The organism is Phytomonospora endophytica (genome assembly GCF_014202425.1).
GTDB lineage: Bacteria > Actinomycetota > Actinomycetes > Mycobacteriales > Micromonosporaceae > Phytomonospora > Phytomonospora endophytica.
The window spans coordinates 758,321-776,040 of the sequence record NZ_JACHGT010000001.1 but is presented as its reverse complement, the minus strand read 5'-3'; the positions used below and the strand labels follow the sequence as shown (position 1 = coordinate 776,040).

15 protein-coding genes are annotated in these 17,720 nt (G+C 71.5%); 4 read left to right on the top strand and 11 right to left on the bottom strand.

Annotated features, from left to right (window positions below; translation table 11 throughout):
- Positions 1–4: 4 nt before the first annotated feature.
- The 7 genes from HNR73_RS03225 to hisI are packed head-to-tail and all read right to left on the bottom strand — an operon-like array spanning position 5 to position 5,995.
- Complete coding sequence (locus tag HNR73_RS03225; RefSeq protein ID WP_184785674.1) at positions 5–1,174, bottom strand: FAD-dependent oxidoreductase; 1,170 nt, start codon at positions 1,172–1,174, stop codon at positions 5–7.
- Complete coding sequence (lgt, locus tag HNR73_RS03220; RefSeq protein ID WP_184785673.1) at positions 1,174–2,178, bottom strand: prolipoprotein diacylglyceryl transferase; 1,005 nt, start codon at positions 2,176–2,178, stop codon at positions 1,174–1,176. The genes HNR73_RS03225 and lgt overlap by 1 nt, the downstream gene beginning before the upstream one ends.
- A gap of 27 nt (positions 2,179–2,205) precedes the next feature.
- Entirely contained in the window at positions 2,206–2,997 is a 792-nt protein-coding gene (gene trpA / locus HNR73_RS03215; protein WP_184785672.1) for a tryptophan synthase subunit alpha, read from the bottom strand.
- A 40-nt stretch (positions 2,998–3,037) separates the two neighbouring features.
- Positions 3,038–4,258, bottom strand: coding sequence for a tryptophan synthase subunit beta (gene trpB, locus HNR73_RS03210; RefSeq protein ID WP_184785671.1), 1,221 nt, complete (start codon positions 4,256–4,258; stop codon positions 3,038–3,040).
- Positions 4,255–5,058 (bottom strand): indole-3-glycerol phosphate synthase TrpC, encoded by an 804-nt coding sequence (gene trpC / locus HNR73_RS03205; RefSeq protein WP_203686067.1) that lies wholly within the window; start codon positions 5,056–5,058, stop codon positions 4,255–4,257. The genes trpB and trpC overlap by 4 nt, the downstream gene beginning before the upstream one ends.
- 2 nt (positions 5,059–5,060) lie before the next feature.
- Positions 5,061–5,618: a Trp biosynthesis-associated membrane protein gene (locus HNR73_RS03200; RefSeq protein ID WP_184785669.1), complete on the bottom strand. Its 558-nt coding sequence runs from the start codon at positions 5,616–5,618 to the stop codon at positions 5,061–5,063.
- Positions 5,615–5,995 carry a phosphoribosyl-AMP cyclohydrolase gene (gene hisI / locus HNR73_RS03195; RefSeq protein WP_184785668.1) on the bottom strand — a complete coding sequence of 127 codons (381 nt, stop codon included), beginning with the start codon at positions 5,993–5,995 and terminating at the stop codon, positions 5,615–5,617. Before hisI ends, HNR73_RS03200 begins: the two co-directional genes overlap by 4 nt.
- Positions 5,996–6,205: 210 nt before the next feature.
- Between hisI and HNR73_RS03190 the strand changes: the two genes are divergently transcribed.
- Both HNR73_RS03190 and HNR73_RS03185 read left to right on the top strand, forming a co-directional pair.
- The gene (locus HNR73_RS03190; RefSeq protein WP_184785667.1) at positions 6,206–6,928 is read left to right on the top strand and encodes an ABC transporter ATP-binding protein; all 723 of its coding nucleotides are present in this window, start codon (positions 6,206–6,208) and stop codon (positions 6,926–6,928) included.
- Positions 6,928–7,665, top strand: coding sequence for an ABC transporter permease (locus HNR73_RS03185; RefSeq protein ID WP_184785666.1), 738 nt, complete (start codon positions 6,928–6,930; stop codon positions 7,663–7,665). The genes HNR73_RS03190 and HNR73_RS03185 overlap by 1 nt, the downstream gene beginning before the upstream one ends.
- 43 nt (positions 7,666–7,708) lie before the next feature.
- On the opposite strand, the gene HNR73_RS03180 is transcribed toward HNR73_RS03185, so the two are convergent.
- Both HNR73_RS03180 and HNR73_RS03175 read right to left on the bottom strand, forming a co-directional pair.
- Positions 7,709–9,559, bottom strand: coding sequence for a carbohydrate-binding module family 20 domain-containing protein (locus tag HNR73_RS03180; protein WP_184785665.1), 1,851 nt, complete (start codon positions 9,557–9,559; stop codon positions 7,709–7,711).
- A gap of 383 nt (positions 9,560–9,942) precedes the next feature.
- Positions 9,943–11,130: a trypsin-like serine peptidase gene (locus tag HNR73_RS03175; protein WP_239122069.1), complete on the bottom strand. Its 1,188-nt coding sequence runs from the start codon at positions 11,128–11,130 to the stop codon at positions 9,943–9,945.
- 357 nt (positions 11,131–11,487) lie between these two features.
- Between HNR73_RS03175 and HNR73_RS03170 the strand changes: the two genes are divergently transcribed.
- Positions 11,488–14,385: a glycoside hydrolase family 2 TIM barrel-domain containing protein gene (locus HNR73_RS03170; protein ID WP_184785663.1), complete on the top strand. Its 2,898-nt coding sequence runs from the start codon at positions 11,488–11,490 to the stop codon at positions 14,383–14,385.
- A gap of 36 nt (positions 14,386–14,421) precedes the next feature.
- On the top strand, positions 14,422–15,036 hold the full coding sequence (locus HNR73_RS03165) for a TetR/AcrR family transcriptional regulator (protein WP_184785662.1): 615 nt from the start codon (positions 14,422–14,424) through the stop codon (positions 15,034–15,036).
- A 223-nt stretch (positions 15,037–15,259) separates the two neighbouring features.
- Here HNR73_RS03165 and HNR73_RS03160 read toward each other — a convergent pair whose 3' ends face one another.
- Complete coding sequence (locus HNR73_RS03160) at positions 15,260–15,439, bottom strand: hypothetical protein (RefSeq protein WP_184785661.1); 180 nt, start codon at positions 15,437–15,439, stop codon at positions 15,260–15,262.
- Between the two features lie 245 nt (positions 15,440–15,684).
- On the bottom strand, positions 15,685–17,697 hold the full coding sequence (locus HNR73_RS40605) for a DUF5107 domain-containing protein (protein ID WP_203686061.1): 2,013 nt from the start codon (positions 17,695–17,697) through the stop codon (positions 15,685–15,687).
- Between the last annotated feature and the right edge of the window lie 23 nt (positions 17,698–17,720).

Here is a 17,720-nt window from a genome sequence, read left to right as displayed (position 1 = left end):
CGCGCTAAGCCTCCGGGACCGTCCAGTCCGTCAGCGCCGCCGCGCCCTTGGCGAAGGTCTTGTCGGGGATGCCCCGCAGCAGCGCCGTGCGCAACGGCACCACGAATCTGCCCTGGGCGGCGAACACGCCGCCGACCCGCCGCGACATCTTCGTCATCTTCACGATCCGCGGTCTGCGCAGCGCCTCGTAGCGGCGCAGCCCGTCCGGCACGGCCCGCCCACCCATGCACACGCCGAGCGTCACCGCGTCCTCCAGGGCCAGGCACGCGCCTTGGCCGAGGTCGGGCGTCATCGCATGGGCGGCGTCACCGAGCAACGCGACGCCGCTGGTCGCCCCGGTGTGCACGAAACTTCTCGGCAGGGGGTCGAGGTACTCCACCGGGTGCTGCATGAGCTCCTCGGGGCGCGTGGCCGCGATCAGCTGCCCGATCGGCTCGTGCCACCCCGCGAACCAGCGTTTCAGCAGGTCCAGCTGCCCGGCCGTCGACTCCGGCCGCACACTCCCCCGCGCCTCCGCGGCCCAGTACACGCCATGCGCGCCCAGGTCGGCGGACAGGAAACGACGGCCCGAGCCCTGCGTCTCCCCGCTGTCGGCGACCTCCGGGGCGCGGAACCGAGGCACCACGGCCCGCCAGGCGACGCGCCCGGCACCGACCAGCCGCGAGTGGTTGTCGAGCGTCGAACGCGCGATGCTGCTGATCCCGTCGGCGCCGACGATCAGGTCGGCGGTCATCGTCTCCCCGCCGAGCTTCACGGCGGGCGCGTCGCCGAGGCGCACGCCCGTCACCGTCGCGCCGGCCCGGATCGTGGCGGCGTCACCGAGCGCGGCGACGAGCGCCTCGTGCAGGTCCTGCCGGTGCACCACGGCCGTCCCCGACAGCCCTTCGCCGCGCTCCTCGGGTTCGGACATCTTGATCAGCCAGCGGCCGTCGGGCGTGCGCAGACCGCCGGTCCCGCGCTCCTGCCGGACCGCGATCGCCTCCAGCGCCGCGCCCATCCCCAGGGCGCGCAGCGCGCGGACGCCGTTCGCCCACAGCAGGAGAGCGGCGCCGTCGGCGCGCAGCCGGTCGTGACGCTCCAGGATCTGCACCCGCCAGCCCGCGTTGACCAGCGCCACCGCGGCGGCGAGGCCACCGACTCCGGCGCCGACGACGACGGCGGAGCGCTCGTCCATCAGACCTTCCCGTCCTCGGTAGCCTTCTCGTTCTCACCGGCGTCGCCGGTCTCGCCGTCCCGGGATGCCTCGTCCTCGGACTCCTCGTCCGGGTCGTCGTCCTCGGTGACGGTCTCGTCGGCGTCGACGTCGGCCTCCCCCGCGAGCGCCTCCGGGCTGTCGTAGGGGACGGCCTTGAGGACACCGTCGGCGCCGGGCACCAGGACGTCGCGTTTGCCTTCGACGCGCAGGAGGTAGATCAGGGCGCCGACGATGATCGCCACGCTCATCCACTGGTTGAGGCGCAGGCCGAGGAAGTCCTGCGCGGGGTCGATGCGCATGCCCTCGATCCAGAACCGCCCGATGCCGTAGCCGAGCACGTAGAGGGCGAAGGCGCGGCCCTTGCCGAACTTGAGGCGCCGGTCCAGCAGCCACACCAGGAGCGCGAGGCCGAGGTTCCACAGCAGCTCGTAGAGGAAGGTCGGGTGGTAGGTCGCCACGTCCATGTAGCCCGCGAGACGGTTCTGCTGGTCGATCTCGACGGCCCACCAGGCGTCGAGGGGACCGCCGTAGAGCTCCTGGTTGAACCAGTTCCCGAGCCGTCCCACGGCCTGCGCGACGGGCAGGCCGGGCGCGAGGGCGTCGGCGACCATGGACAGCGGGACGCCCAGGCGGCGGCAGGCGATCCAGGCGCCGAGGGCGCCGGCGACGATCGCGCCGGGGATGCCGAGGCCGCCCTTCCAGATCGCGAAGGCGTCCATCGGGACGCCGTCGACGCCGAAGTAGGCGTCGGGTGAGGTGATCACGTGGTAGATGCGCGCGCCGACGATCCCGAACGGGACCGCCCACAGCGCGATGTCGATGACCGTGCCGGGCGCGGCGCCCCTGCGCCGGAGTCTGACCTCGGTGATCACACAGGCGATGACGATGCCGGAGATGATGGCGAGGGCGTAGCCGCGGATGGGGACGACACCGAAGAGGTGCCAGACGCTCTGCGACGGACTGGGGATGTAGGCGAGGTCCACGCGGACACGCTACCGGTTGCGCTCAGTTCACGCGTGCACGGCATCGCTGAGTTCGCCGGTCAGCGCCCGCAGCGCCGCGATGCCGTCACCGACGGTCGGGGCGTCGAGGAGGCACTTGACCATCGCCGACCCGACGATGACCGCGTCGGCGTAGGCGGCGATCTCGGCGGCCTGCGCGCCCGAGCGGACGCCGAGGCCCACGCCGATCGGCAGGTCGGTCGCCTTGCGGGTGCGTTCCACCAGTTCGGGAGCGGCGGCCGGGGCGTTGTCGCGGGCGCCGGTCACGCCCATGACGCTCTGGGCGTAGACGAAGCCGGAGGTGGCCGCGACGGTGCTGGCGATCCGCTCGTCGCTGGAGCTCGGCGCGACGAGGAAGACGCGGTCAAGGCCGTGGGCCTCACTCGCGGCGAGCCAGTCGGCGCCCTCGTCGGGGATCAGGTCGGGCGTGATGAGCCCGGCTCCGCCTGCGGCGGCGAGGTCGCGGGCGAAGGCGTCGACGCCGTAGCGCAGGATCGGGTTCCAGTAGGTCATGACCAGGACCGGCGCCCCGGTCGCGGCGACGCCTTCGACGGTGCGGAGCACGTCGGCGGCGCGCAGGCCGCCCGCGAGCGCGTGTTCGGCGGCGCGCTGGATGACGGGCCCGTCCATGACCGGGTCGGAGTAGGGGAAGCCGATCTCAACGACGTCGGCGCCGGCCTCGACCATGGCGCGTGCGGCGTTGGTGGCGTCGGCGACGGTCGGGAAACCCGCGGGCAGGTAGCCGACGAGCGCGGAGTGTCCGGCGGCGCGGGTCTTGGCCAGGGTGGGGGCGACGCTCACGACTGCTTCTCCTCGTTCGCCCGGTTCACCCTCGCGGGCCTCACGACGCGGGCTCGTCGTCGTAGAGGCCGAACCACCGCGCGGCGGTGTCCATGTCCTTGTCGCCGCGGCCGGAGAGGCACACGACGATGACGGCGTCCTCGGGCAGCGTCGGCGCGAGGCGCAGGGCCCCGGCGACGGCGTGGGCGCTCTCGATGGCCGGGATGATGCCCTCGGTGCGGGTGAGGGTCATCATCGCGTCCATGGCCTCGGCGTCGGTGACCGCTTCGTAGTTCACGCGGCCGGTGTCGTGGAGGTAGGCGTGCTCGGGTCCGACGCCGGGGTAGTCGAGACCGGCCGAGATCGAGTGCGACTCGACGGTCTGGCCGTCCTCGTCCTGGAGGACGTAGGTGCGGGCCCCGTGCAGGACGCCGGGCGCGCCGCCGGAGAGGGTCGCGGCGTGGCGGCCGGTCTCGACGCCGTCGCCGCCCGCCTCGAAGCCGTAGAGGGCGACCCCGGGGTCGCCGACGAAGGCGTGGAAGGCGCCGATGGCGTTGGAGCCGCCGCCGACGCAGGCGCACACGGCGTCGGGCAGGCGCCCGATCTGGGCCAGGGACTGCGCGCGGGCCTCGTCGCCGATACCGCGCACGAAGTCGCGGACCATGACGGGGAACGGGTGCGGTCCGCCGACGGTGCCGATCAGGTAGTGCGTGGTGTCGACACTGGACACCCAGTCCCGGAGCGCCTCGTTCATGGCGTCCTTGAGGGTCTGGGATCCGGTGGTCACGGGCACGACCTCGGCGCCGAGCATCCGCATCCGGGCGACGTTGAGCGCCTGGCGGCGGGTGTCCTCGGCGCCCATGTAGACCGTGCATTCGAGGTCGAACAGGGCCGCGGCGGTCGCACTGGCGACGCCGTGCTGGCCGGCGCCGGTCTCGGCGATGATGCGCGGCTTGCCCATGCGCTTGGTGAGCAGGGCCTGCCCGAGGACGTTGCGGACCTTGTGCGCACCGGTGTGGTTGAGGTCTTCGCGTTTGAGCAGGATCCGGCGCCCGGCGACCTCGGAGAGGCGCGTGGCGTCGTAGAGCATGCTCGGGGTTCCCGCGTATTCGCGCAGGAGCCGGTCGAACTCGGCGAGGAACGCCGGGTCCTCGAAGGCCTTGCGGTAGACGGTGTCGAGCTCGTCGAGGGCGGCGATGAGGGCTTCGGGGACGAAACGTCCGCCGAAGTCGGTGCCGTCGGCGTTGCGGAAGTGCCCGGTGGGGTCGGGACCGGCGGTCACCGGACCGGCCTCGGGGTCGCGGGGTGGCTGCCCGCGGTGACGAGGTCGGCGACGGCGTCGCGCGGGCTCTTCTTGGTGACGAGGCCCTCGCCGACGAGGACCGCGTCGGCGCCGAACCCGGCGTAGCGGATCAGGTCGCGGGCGTCGCGGACGCCGGATTCGGCGATCTTGACGACGTCGTTGGGCAGGCCGGGTGCGATCCGCTCGAAGACCGAGCGGTCGACCTGGAGGGTGTGCAGGTCGCGGGCGTTGACGCCGATGACCTTGGCCCCGGCCTCCAGCGCGCGGTCGGCCTCCTCCTCGGTGTGGATCTCGACGAGCGCCGTCATGCCGAGCGACTCGACGCGGTCGAGCAGTCCGGTCAGCGTGTTCTGGTCGAGGGCCGCCACGATCAGGAGGACGAGGTCGGCGCCGTGGGCGCGGGCCTCGTGGACCTGGTAGCTGGAGACGATGAAGTCCTTGCGGAGCACGGGGATCGAGACCTGGGCGCGGACGGCGTCGAGGTCGTCGAGGGATCCCTTGAAGTAGTTCTTCTCGGTGAGGACGCTGATCGCCCGCGCGCCGCCCGAGGCGTACTCGGTGGCGAGTTCGGCGGGGTCGGGGATCTCGGCGAGCTGACCCTTCGACGGCGACGAGCGCTTCACTTCGGCGATGACTCCGACGCCGGGCGCCTTGAGCGCGGCGAGGGCGTCGATCGGGGGTGGCGCGGCGGCCGCCAGTTCACGAATCTCGTCCAGGGACACCTGCTGGACGCGCCGGGCCAGTTCTTCTTGGACGCCGGCGACGATGTCGTCGAGCACACTCATCCGGAACTCCCCTCTCCGGGTGCCATTTTGCCGATGTTAAGCGATGTCGGATCCTCGCCGCGATCGAGGGCGTTCCACATCGCGACGGGGTCGTCTGATAGGGACGTCGTGGCGGCTCGGGGACGCGAGGCGCGCTCGTAGCGGTTGGACATGTGCGGCCAGCGCGCGCCGGTGCGCAGCGCGAGGACGGCGACGGCGACGACGGCGAGGCCGCCGAGGGTCGTGGCGGCGGGCCAGACGCCGGGTTCGCGGGTGAGGCCGTAGCCGCCGCCGATGGTGACGGCGAGCCCGGCGAGGGCGATGACGGCGGCGAGGGTCGTGCGCGCGGCGCCGCGGGTCGCGTAGAGCGCGACGGCTCCGGCGAGGGCGACGATGGCGAGGGGGACGATCCAGGCGGCGAGGTCGGCGCCGGTGTGGTCGGTGGTCGTGGGCGGGAGCGGTTCACGGCGGGGGATGGTCTCGGTCCACCAGACGCGGGTGGCGGCGTACCAGGCGAGTCCGGCGCCGGCGACGCCGCCGAGGATGGCGGTGCCGAGTTGTCTCCGGGGGTTCATGAGGGGTCGTCCGTTCCTGGTGGGGTGTGGACGGGAAGTTCGCGGCCCGTGAAGCAGGTGCGGGTGCCGGTGTGGCAGGCGGGGCCGGTCTGGTCGACGGTGATGAGGAGGGCGTCGCCGTCGCAGTCGAGGGCGACGGAGTGGACGTGCTGGACGTTGCCGGAGGTGGCGCCTTTGACCCAGTACTCCTGGCGGCTGCGGGACCAGTAGGTGGCGCGGCCGGTGGTGAGGGTGCGGTGGAGTGCCTCGTCGTCCATCCACGCGAGCATGAGGACTTCGCCGCTGCCGTGTTGCTGGACGACGGCGGCGACGAGGCCGGCCGGGTCGCGTTTGAGCCGGGCGGCGATCGCGGGGTCGAGGGCTGAGGGTGGCGCCATGGAAACCGATTGTGTCGTGCCGGGCGGGTGGGGGGTTCGGCGGGGGTTGCGGGGGTGAGGACGGGGGCGTGGCTCCCCCGCAGCCCGGGAACCTGGCACCGGCGGCGGGCCGCAGTCCGAACCCGTACCCCTCAGGCGGTTTCGTTCGCGCCACCCAAACAAGCCCGGCTATAATTCACCACACGTTGAGTTCCTCCCCCGGGAGTCCCCATGCGAAGCGCCATCACCGTGTCCGATCTCGTGGTCGAGCGGGGGCGCCGGCGCGTCCTGCCCGGCCTTTCCTGTTCCATCGCCGCCGGGGCCGTCACTGGTCTGCTGGGTCCCAGTGGCAGTGGCAAGACGACGCTCATGCGCGCGATCGTCGGTGTCCAGAAGGTGCGTTCCGGTTCTGTCTCGGTCCTGGGTGAGCCGGCGGGCTCTGCCGGGTTGCGGCATCGGGTGGGTTATCTGACGCAGTCGCCGTCGGTGTACTCGGATCTGTCGGTGCGGGCGAATCTCCGCTATTTCGCGACGCTCTACGGCGTGGGGCGTGGTGAGGTCGAGCAGACGCTCGACGACGTGGGGCTCGGCGGGGCCGCCGGGCAGCTCGTGCGGAATCTGTCGGGTGGGCAGCGGGCGCGGGCGTCACTGGCGTGTGCGCTGGTCGCGCGCCCGGAGGTCTTGGTCCTCGATGAGCCGACGGTGGGGCAGGATCCCGTCCTGCGTTACGACCTGTGGCGGCATTTCAACCGGCTCGCCGCGGAAGGCACGACCCTCCTCGTCTCCAGCCACGTCATGGACGAGGCCGCGCGCTGCGACCGGATCCTCCTGATCCGCGAGGGCGCGATCGTCGCCGATGACACTCCCGACGGTCTGCGCGAGTCGACGGGCACCCGCGATATGGACGAGGCCTTCCTCCGCCTCATCCGCGAGCAGGAGAAGGGACGCGTCTGATGTCGATCCGCATCACCGCCGCCACGACCGCGCGCATCCTCCGCCAGCTGGCCGGGGACCGCCGCACGATCGCGCTGATCCTGCTCGTCCCGACGCTGCTGCTGACCCTTCTGCGTTACGTCATGGACTCCGCGCCGATGATCTTCGACCGGGTCGGCCTTGTCATGCTGGGCGTCTTCCCCTTCATCTCGATGTTCCTGGTCACGAGCGTCGCCATGTTGCGGGAACGCACCAGCGGCACCCTCGAACGGATGCTGACCACTCCCCTGCACAAGCTCGACCTGCTGCTCGGCTACGGCATCGCCTTCGCGCTCGCCGCCGCGGTGCAGGCGGGCCTGGCGGCGACGACCTCGTACTGGCTGCTCGGCCTCGACACGGCGGGCAGTCCGTGGCTGATCGGCGGCCTCGCCGTCGCCAACGCCGTCCTGGGCGTCGCGGTCGGGCTGCTGCTGTCGGCGTTCGCGACGAGCGAGTTCCAGGCCGTGCAGTTCATGCCCGCCGTCGTGCTCCCGCAGATGCTGCTGTGCGGCCTGATCTGGCCGCGCGAGGAGATGGCCGGCTGGCTCCAGGGCGCCAGCGAGGTCATGCCGTTGACCTACGCGGTGGAGGCGCTGACCGAGGTCGGCGCGCACACCTCGCCGACGAACACGATGTGGCTCGACCTGGCCGTCGTACTCGGTGTGGCGCTGCTCGCGCTCATCCTCGGCGCGGCGACGCTCCGGCGCCGGACCCCCTGAGGAGACGGGCCGGAGTCCCCTGTGGACTCCGGCCCGTCGTCGGTCATCGCCAGGTGTCGCGGATCGTGACGGCGCATCCGGTGGAGGCCGCCACCGTGAAGGTGCGGTTCGGGTCGCTTTCCCAGACCACGTCGGCGTTGTGACGCTTGACGTACTTGTACTGGAAGCCCGTCCCGACGGGCAGTGTCACCGCCGCCGACGTCCACTGTGGATAGGTGGAGGCGGTCGTGGTCAGCGGCACGGCGTTCTGCGGCGACCAGTTCGCCAGCTGCGGGACGCTGCCGGTGACGTACACGTTCTGCCCGTAGAAGGTCGTCGCCGTCGTGGTGAACGTGACCGCGACGCCGCTCGCGCAGGTCCCCGGCCCCGGGCCGGGGTCACCGCCGACCATGGCGTTGACGTGCAGTGCGAGCACTCCGTCGGCCGGAACCGTCCCGGTGAACGAGCCGCCGCTGACCCGGTAGCTCGGGCCGGTGCAGGTGCCGTCGGCCTTGCGGTCGCCGTTGGCGACGTCGCAGTAGACGCCGTCGGCCAGTCCGGTGGCGAACGTGCGGGTGAGGGCGCCGCCGGCGTTGAAGGCGGCGAAGGCGCGGTTCCCACGGCCGAAGGCGATCTGGTTCGAGCCGTTGCTCCACCAGTGCGTCGTGGCCTGACCCGCGGCGGCCTCGCGGAAGGCGCCGAGGTTGAGGACCGCCCGCTGCCGGTGCGAGCATTCCCAGCCGGTCGCGCAGGCCCCGGAGGCGTTGACCGCCGGGGTCGTCGTGCCGTTCGATGTGGACGGTGGCCCGGCCTCGGGGTCGGTGAACGCGTAACCGGAGAGGAGCTGCGGTGAGCCGTAGCCGTGGGCCAGGGCGAAGGCCTCGGCCATGATGTAGCGGGCGCCGTTCTTGTAGGTGAGCTGGGCGCGGCCGCTGCGCTGGGTGTCGTGGTTGTCGATGAAGGTCTCGGCGGCCTCCGACGCGAGCAGCAGGTGCGACTGGATCCCCGACAGGGCGGCGAGATTGCCGTCCTTGAAGCGTGCGCCGACCTGATCGCCGTAGCGGAACTCCGTGACCCGTCCCAGCCCGGTGTACTCGGTGGGACTGATCTCGCCGCTGCCGCCCTCGATGACCTCAAGGAAGATCTTCGGTGAGCCCGACAGCCGCCCGAAGATCGCCTGGAAGTCGGCGACGGGCATGTGCTTGGCGGCGTCGACGCGGAAGCCGTCGACGCCGAGGTCGACGAGATGCTGGAGGTACCCGGCGAGTTTCGCGCGGACGTTCTCCGACTCGGTCTTGAGGTCGGAGAGATCGAGCAGCTCGCAGTTCTGGACCTCCCAGCGGTCGGTCCAGTTGGCGATGTCGTCGTTGCCGTTGCGGCCGCAGTGATGGAAGTCGTCGTTGCCGTAGGGCACGGCGGGGTAGCCGTAGTGGGTGTAGGCGCTGCCGCCGCTGCCGGTTCCGGTGGAGGCGCCGCCCGCCATGTGGTTGACGACGGCGTCGACGTAGACCTCGACCCCCGCGGCGTCGCAGGCGGCGACCATCGCGGCGAAGTCGGCGGCGCCACCGCGTCTCGTCTCCAGCTTGTAGCTGACGGGCTGATAGTCCTGCCACCACGGATAGGACCTGCCGGGCAGGACGACGTGCTCCTGCGGCGCCGAGACCTCGACGGCGGGGAAGCCCGCCGGTCCCAGGACGGTGGTGCACTCCTGCGCGACCGACTTCCAGGGCCAGGCGAACAGGTGCAGGACGGCGTCGCCGTTACCGGGTGCCGCGGTGACCGCGACGTCGGTCGCCGCCACCGGTTCGGCGGCGGTGCCGTCGCCGGGTATTAACGCCGCGGCGGCCAGCACGGCGGCGGCCGCGAACGCGTACAGGGATCGGGGACGAGGGGTGGGGAGCTGCCGGGTGCGCATGTTTCCTCGCTAGGGGATGTGCGGCCGGAGGCGGTACCGGTGCCCCCGGCCAGGTGTCGGCCGTGCAAAGCCTTGCGCAAGGTTTCAGGGATGCTATCGCCGGGTTTCAGGAGGGTCAAGGAAGCCCGGCGACACCACCGGTCCGCAATGCCCGGATTGCGCGGGTTCCCTTTGCGGGAACCGCGAGGCGGCTGCAAGCGGCCCGACCGCCGGTGGGGCGCGACCGCAGCAGGGCGGCGTGCGGTCACGCACTGGACCGCGCGGCCTGAAAGCGGCTCCTGCAAGAACTTTCATCCCGCGTCTCACGCGAAAGGAACCGGCGGCCACCTCGTTCGAGACGAGGCGGCCGCCGGTTCGGGAGTCTCACCGTCGCGGCACGCGCGCTACGGGGTGTTGTCGATGAGGCTGATGATCTGCGGGTAGATCAGGCTCATCCGGGTGCCGGCGTTCTGGCAGCCGCCGAGGTGGTGCAGGGCGATGACCTTGTGCGAGGACGCCGCCAGGACCGGCGAACCGGAGTTGCCGCCCGAGGTGTCGCACAGGTAGCCGGTGTTCACCGAGTCGAGGTTCACGGTGTCGATGTCGCACAGGGCGCCGCCGGCCGTCTCGTAGATCGACAGGCGCTTGGCCGTGGCGTCACCGTGACCCGGGATGTAGATGGTCTCGTGCGAGACGGGCTGGCGCGACTCGATGTAGAGCGTGCCGAAGGAGCTGATCGTGGCGAAGTTGTTCACCGAGTACAGCGTGTAGTCCAGGCTCGCGCTCGTCTTGACGAGCGTGGCGCCGCTGACCTTGGTCGGCGTGAAGGGGTTGTTCCCGCCGCAGGTCTGGCACTGGTAGTTGAACTGCGTCTCGGTGCTCGTCACGCCCGCCTGCGTCGAGGTGCAGTGGTTGTTGGTGAGGACGCGGTTGGTGTCGCCGACGCGCCAGCCGGTGCAGGCGCTCGTCCCGCCGATGAGCAGGCGCGCGACCGGCTTCGAGCGAGCGAACTGGGTCGGGTGGCTGGTCTGGTAGCAGACCACGTCACGGCGGGCGTCGCTGCCGCAGACGCTCATCAGGCCGATGTTGGCCGCGTTGTACTCGGCCTCGTCGTAGCCGCGCCAGAACTTGTCGATCGTCACGACCGACCCGCCAGCGCCGATCGCGGCCAGGCCCTTGTCCGACTCGCGGTGGACGGTCACGATCGCGGTGTCGCCCTCGACCGACATCGCGGCGAAGCCGGTGTCACCGTGCACGGTGTAACCCGAGTCGCCCGAACGCAGCCCACGGCCGGGAGCACCGTGGTAGGTATAGGTTTCGGCCCCCGAAGGGTCGGAGACGGTCACGTAGTCCCCGGCGGCGAGCGCGAGTTTCTGGAAGTGGACCTTGACGTACGTCGCACCGGGATGGCGTACGGTCTGCGAGGTCACGTTCGAGGAGACGGAGTAGTCCACGCTGATCGCGGCGGCCTGTTCGGCACCGACGCGCTCGATCTGCGGTTCCGCGGGGGACGCGGCCGCGGGCGCGGGGTCGGGCAGCAGGCTCGTCGCTCCGCCGAGGGCGGTGAGGGCGGCGGCGCCGAGCACGCTCACCGCGAGGATTCTGGGTAATTGCCCTAAACGCATGATCGTTCCTTCCTTCGTGGATTTGCACGAGATGCGTCCGGTATCGACCCGGATCTTCGGCCGAGCGTACGGCAACGGCCACTCTGTGGGAACCCCGGAAAATTCAACAGCCTTCACCACGATCGCGCGCGATGATCTGGTCCGCGTGTGTCCCCGGTTGCCCCGATCGACGGATGCGATGAAGTACGGAGGGTCAGCGGATGGTAGACGGAAGGTAATCTTCCTTGGCGGTCCCTGTAACGATCCTTGTTTGACACCCACACACGACAGACGAATACTTGCCTGCCGTAAGGCGTACCGGCGAGAAGAAGAGGCAAAGCCGCGATGACACGTCCCCTGGCGTACTTCGAAGACCCCTCCCCCGGCTTCGGAGCGCTTCCACCGCGTGCGATCGGGCGGACCGACGCGGCGCAGGTGGACCTCAGCGGCACCTGGCGTTTCCACCTGGCGGGATCGGAGGACAAGGCTCCGGAGGGCTTCTGGGATCCGGACTTCGACGACGCCGGGTGGTCCGACATCCCGGTCCCGTCGAGCTGGCCGATGCACGGTCACGGGGCGCCGATCTACACCAACGTGGTCTATCCGATTCCCGTTGATCCGCCGAGGGTCCCGGCGGAGAACCAGGTCGGCGATCACCGGCTCGTCTTCGACCTGCCGGAGGGCTGGCCGCAGACGGGCCGCACGGTGCTGCGTTTCGAAGGCGCCGACTCCTCGCTGCGCGTGTGGTGCAACGGTGTGGAGCTGGGGATCTCCCGCGGGAGCAGGCTTCCCGTCGAGTTCGACGCGACGGTGGCGCTGCGCCCCGGGCGTAACGTGCTGGCCGCCCGCGTGCACCAGTGGTCCTCGGCGACGTATCTCGAAGACCAGGACATGTGGTGGCTGCCGGGGATCTTCCGCGAGGTGACGTTGCGGCACCGGCCCGACGGCGCCGTCGGGGACTTCTTCGTGCGCGCCGGGTACGACCACGTCGGCGGCTCGGGAAGTCTGTTGCTGGAGGCCGCGGAGGGCGTGCGCGTCGTCATCCCCGAACTGGAGGTCGACGCCGAGTCCGGTACTCCGGTGACGATCCCGTTCGTGGAGCCGTGGAGCGCCGAACTGCCCCGCCGCTACGCCGCCGAGATCCGCTCGGCGACCGAGACCGTCGCGGTGCATGTCGGATTCCGGACAGTGTCCATTGAGGACGCACGGCTGCTCGTCAACGGTTCGCCCGTCCTCCTGCGCGGCGTGAACCGGCACGAGTTCCACCCCCGCACCGGCCGCGTGGTCCCGTACCAGACCGCCCGCTCGGAGCTGACGCTCATGAAGCGGCACAACATCAACGCCGTCCGCACCAGCCACTACCCGCCGCACCCGGCCTTCCTGGATCTGTGCGACGAGCTCGGCATGTGGGTCATCGACGAGTGCGACCTGGAGACCCACGGCTTCGAACTACAGGACTGGCGCGACAACCCCAGCGACGATCCCCTGTGGACCGACGCCTACCTGGACCGCATGCGCCGCATGGTCGAGCGCGACAAGAACCACCCCAGCGTCATCATGTGGTCCCTGGGCAACGAGTCGGGCACCGGCGCCAACCTCGCCGCGATGGCCGCGTGGGCCAAGCATCGCGACGACACGCGCCTCATCCACTACGAGGGCGACTGGACCTGCGCCTACACCGACGTGTACAGCCGGATGTACGCCGGCGTCACCGAGGTCGAGCAGATCGGCAAGCGCATCGAGGCGCCCCTCGACGACCCGGGTCTCGACGCCCGCCGTCGCGCGATGCCCTTCGTGCTCTGCGAATACGCGCACGCCATGGGCAACGGGCCCGGCGGCCTCAGCGAATACCAGCGGCTCTTCGACACCTACCCGCGACTGTCGGGCGGCTTCATCTGGGAGTGGCTCGACCACGGCATCCCGGTGTCCACACCGGACGGTCGCGCGCACTACGCCTACGGCGGCGACTTCGGCGAGACCGTGCACGACGGCAACTTCATCATCGACGGCCTCGTCTTCCCCGACCGCACGCCCTCCCCCGGACTCGTCGAGTTCAAGAAGGTCGTCGAGCCGATCCGTTTCGAGACCCAGCCCGACGGGTCCGTGCGCGTTACCAACCGCCACGACTTCCGCGACACCTCCCACCTCGCCTTCCGCTGGGAACTCGCGATAGACGGCCAGCACACCGACGGCGGCCCGCTCGACCTGCCCGTGCTGCGGCCCGGGGAGAGCGCCGACCTGACCCTGCCGATCTTCCCGCCGGAACGGGCCGGGCTGCCGCCCTTCGAGCACTGGTGGACCGTCCGCGCCGTGCTCGCCGCCGAGACCGCCTGGGCCCCGGCCGGGCACGAGATCGCCTGGCACCAGGGCCGCACCGACGACGTCATCGCCGAACGCCCCTTCGACGCCGACGAGCCGACCGCCCCCGTCGTCGTCGAGGACGGCCGGGTCCTGCTCGGGCCCGCCGAGTTCGCTTCCGACGGGACCCTGCTGCGGGTCGGCGACATCGAGATCGGCTGCCCGTCGCTGGAACTGTGGCGGGCGCCGACCGACAACGACCGCGGCAAGAACCCCTCCGTCGCCGACCGCTGGGAGCGCGTGGGCCTCGACGACCTGAGCCACCGGCTCATCCGCGCCGGAGCCTACGACCACAGCTACGTCGTGCACACCGAGGTCAAACCCGCCGGCGGCACCGCGTCGATGGCCAACACCTACCGCTGGCAGGCCTTCGGGAACTGGCTGCGGCTGGAGATCACCATGCTCCCCGAAGGGGAGTGGACGGTGCCGCTCGGCCGCGTCGGCTTCAAGCTCGGCCTGCCCGCCGCCTGGGACAACGTCGAGTGGTTCGGCCGCGGCCCGGGCGAGGCCTACCCCGACAGCATCGCCGCCGCCCGCATCGGCCACTACACCTCCACCGTCGACCGGCTTCAGACCCCGTACGTGCGCCCCCAGGAGAACGGCGCCCGCGCGGAGGTCCGCTGGGCCCGCATCACCGGCCACAACGGACGCGGGCTCCAGCTGCACGGCGAACCGCACTTCTCGCTGACCGTCCGGCGCTGGCCGACGAAGGCGCTCGCCGAGGCCAAGCACACCACCGACCTGGCCGACTCCGGCGAACTCCACCTCCACATCGACCACGTCCACCGGGGTCTCGGTTCGGCGTCGTGCGGCCCGGACGTGCTGCCCCGCTACGAACTCAACGCGGTGCCGCTGAGCTTCGCGGTGTGGTTGCGCACCATGTAGGAGGCGGGCGCCCCCGCGGAAAGTAAGGTCGACTTCGTGAGCAACCGCCGGACCGGCCGACGCCGGGGCAACCCCGACACCCGCGAGCAGATCCTCGATGCGGCGAGGCACGCCTTCGCCGAACGCGGTTTCGAGCGGGCCACGATCCGGCAGATCGCGCAGGCCGCCGAAGTCGACCCCGCGCTCGTGCACCACTACTTCGGCAGCAAGGACCAGCTGCTGCTGGCCACGATCGACGCGCCCTTCGACCCGCAGGAGGTGCTGCCCGGCATCGTCGCGGGAGGCATCGACGGCGTCGGCGAGCGCCTGGTCCGGGCGTTCATCGCGGTGTGGGACGGTCCCGGGGGCAAGCGCGGTGCCGTGCTGCTGCGTTCGGCGGTGGCGCAGCCGCTGCTGGTGCGGCTGGTGCGGGAGTTCTTCGTGTCGCGGGTGGTGAAGACGGCGTTGAAGGAGCTGGGTTCGGAACTCGACAACGGGCCGTTCCGGGCGACGCTGGTGGCCTCGCAGCTGCTGGGGCTGGCGATGGCGCGCTACATCCTGAAGCTGGAGCCGCTCGCCAGTGCCGAACCCGAGGCGGTCGTGGCGATGATCGGGCCGACCGTCCAGGGGTATCTGACCTCACCGGTGCCGGTTGAGGCGCGAGGGGTGTGAGGTGGTGCCTTCCCTCGCGGGCGACCGCGAGGGAAGGCGACGGTCCGGACGGTGCGTGGCGGGGAGGCCGGGCACTCTCCCCCGACACGGTCCGGACGGGACCTTCACGGGATCGGGGTCGGACCGGTGCCGGCGTGGTGCGGCCCAGGTACCGCGCGGTCGGCCTGGCGACGTTCCCGTGACGGCGTGCGGGCCTCGGTGCGCGGTCCGGCCGGTGCGCGGGTCAGCACTGCTCGCGGCGCGGGGTGCACTTGGTCTTGCCGAGGCAGCGGTCGGTGCAGCATTTGTTGACCAGGCCGTTGACGCACCTCATGGTGCAGGTCAGGCACGGTGCCGCCGCGGCCGTCGTGGCCGGTGCCACGCGGGCGAGGAGGCGGTCGGCGATGCGGTTGACGATCTTCACTGAATCTCCCTTCGTCGGTTGAGGCGACGTTAGGAGCCGGGGCCACAGTGGGGCCACAGTCCGGCCACAGGGGTGGAAGGACGGGCGCCCCGCCCCGTCCGGCGGGGCGCCCGTCATAACATGCAATCACGGATCTTGGCTCGTGCGCCGTCCCGCGCGGACATAAGGGGCACGGGCCGGCGAGAAAGCGCCGGTCGAGGTCCGGGCGCGCCCGGAGTTCGGTCCTGGCCGAAAAGCCGTGAGGGTTACTCGCCGGTCATGCGGAAGTCGTAGCGGCCGGGTAGCGGGAAGTCCCGCCGGGCCTTGGCGCGGACCTGCTCGTCGTTCACGTCGAGTCCCAGGGTCCCGGCGACCGTGCGTTCGGCGACCTCGTTCCACAGACCGTCGAGGGAGATCTCGCCTTCGCGCAAGTCGGGGACGTCAAAGCCCTCGGCGAAGACGGCGGCGGCCTGGTCGAGTTCACCCCCGGCGAGGGCGACGCGCACGCGGCAGACCGAGACGCGGCCGTGGGTGCGGTCGGGTTCGGGGAGTTCGTCGAGGACGGCCTTGGCGTCTTCGAGGCGGCCGACGGCGAGGAGGGCGTCGCAGGCCTCGACGGCGAACTGCCAGGAGGGTGGGGCGAGGCGGTGGGCGGCGAGGTAGCGGTCGGCGGCCCGCTCGCCGGGGACGGCGGGGTCGGTGCGGTCCTGGTGGGCGAGGGCGCGCAGGGCCCAGGCGTTGGGGGTCGCCTCGGCGGACCGTTCCCAGGCGTCGCGGGCGCCGGAGGAGTCACCGGCGGCGACGCGGGCGAGGCCGAGTTGGTAGGAGCCGTGCCAGTCGGCGGTCGCGGCGGCCTCTTCGAGGAGACCGAGCCAGCCGGGGCCGCTGATGTGCGCGGCGGGCGGCACGGCCGGGCCGGCCGTGGGGAGGGCACCGTCGTCGAGGAGGGCGAGCCAGGGCTCCTGCTCGGCGGTGAGGGTGTCGTCGCGGAAGGGGATACCGGGGAGGTCCGCGGGCTTGGCGCCGACGGCCTGACGGCGGCGGCGCTCCAGCGCGCCCCAGCCCGAACCGGTGGAGAGGCGCTCGGCCGGCGGCAGGTCGCACCAGCGCGTCCACTCGTCGAGGCGGGAGTTCAGCGCGGGCACGGGAAGCCGCTCGTCGAGCTGCGCCTGGACGGCGTCGCGTGCGGCCGCCCAGTCGGGGGCGTGCGTGACGGCGGGGTCGACGTCGAGGGCGCCGTAGGCCTCGACCCAGGCCCAGGTGTCGCCCGCGCTCATCGGGAGGTGTTCGAGCTGGGTGCGGGCGAGCCCGGCCTGGATCTCCAGGTAGCCGCCGGTGCCGGGCTCGGTGAGCCAGTCCTGCCAGCGGCGTCCGCCGGCGTTCTCGCCCCACACGAAGAGCTTGCGGCCGGTCAGGCGGGCCGTGGAGGCCTGGAGCAGTCCGCGCCCGTCGGCGTCGACGGCGGCGATCCAGGGCCGTCGGCCGTTCTCCAGGCGGAAGAAGTAGTCCGCGGCGTGCGGGGCGTGCTCGGGGTAGCTGTAGTCGAGTCCGTTGTGGACCGGTGCGTCGATCAGCTCCAGGCTGCCCTCGTAGGCGAAGCGGTAGGAGGCGTCGGCGGGCGCGATGACGCGCGTGCCCTCCCCGGCCCGCACGGCGATGTTCGACCACCAGTACATCGGCACGTCGACGTCCTGGGTGTTGACGATCCGGACGTGCACGTACAGGAAGCGCGAACCGTCGGGCAGGCAGAAGTCGATCTGGTACGGAACCTCGCGCAGCCGCTCGAACTCCCATACCCGCAGCACCGGCCCGTCCGGGGTGTCCACGCGGGAGGCGTGCATCGGCGCGCACGTCAGCGGGGTGTGCCCGGTCGTGCCCAGGTTCCATTCGACGCCACCGGAGAACCACGCTCCACGCAGGGCGAGGTTGGCCGGCTGGAAGACCGGGTTGCGGTACAGCAGCTCGCGCCCGGTCTCCTTGTCCACCAGGGACCACAGGCGTCCGCCGAGGTCCAGTGCGACGGTCGCGCGCAGGTGCTCGTTCTCCAGGACCGCGACCCGCAGTCCGCCCGGCCCGCGTTCGCGGCCGTAGCCGTCCTGCAGGGTGTACGGCAGCACGCTCGGGACGCGCCCGTAGGCCAGGTCGAACATCTCACCGGACACCGCGCCCAGGTCCGCCCGCGCGTGCACGTCGGTCGGGCCGGGCAGCGGCGGCAGCGGGGACTCCGGCCCGAGCGGCGCTACCGGCAGGTGCAGGGTGTCGAGGTGCAGCTCGGGCACGGCGGATCCTAGGGTCGAGGCGA

Excerpts from the sequence above, each read along its gene's own strand:
- HNR73_RS03225 (WP_184785674.1), bottom strand. The coding sequence starts at position 1,174 with ATGGACGAGCGCTCCGCCGTCGTCGTCGGCGCCGGAGTCGGTGGCCTC.
- HNR73_RS03200 (WP_184785669.1), bottom strand. The coding sequence starts at position 5,618 with ATGAACCCCCGGAGACAACTCGGCACCGCCATCCTCGGCGGCGTCGCC.
- hisI (WP_184785668.1), bottom strand. The coding sequence starts at position 5,995 with ATGGCGCCACCCTCAGCCCTCGACCCCGCGATCGCCGCCCGGCTCAAA.
- HNR73_RS03190 (WP_184785667.1), top strand. The coding sequence starts at position 6,206 with ATGCGAAGCGCCATCACCGTGTCCGATCTCGTGGTCGAGCGGGGGCGC.
- HNR73_RS03185 (WP_184785666.1), top strand. The coding sequence starts at position 6,928 with ATGTCGATCCGCATCACCGCCGCCACGACCGCGCGCATCCTCCGCCAG.
- HNR73_RS03180 (WP_184785665.1), bottom strand. The coding sequence starts at position 9,559 with ATGCGCACCCGGCAGCTCCCCACCCCTCGTCCCCGATCCCTGTACGCG.
- HNR73_RS03170 (WP_184785663.1), top strand. The coding sequence starts at position 11,488 with ATGACACGTCCCCTGGCGTACTTCGAAGACCCCTCCCCCGGCTTCGGA.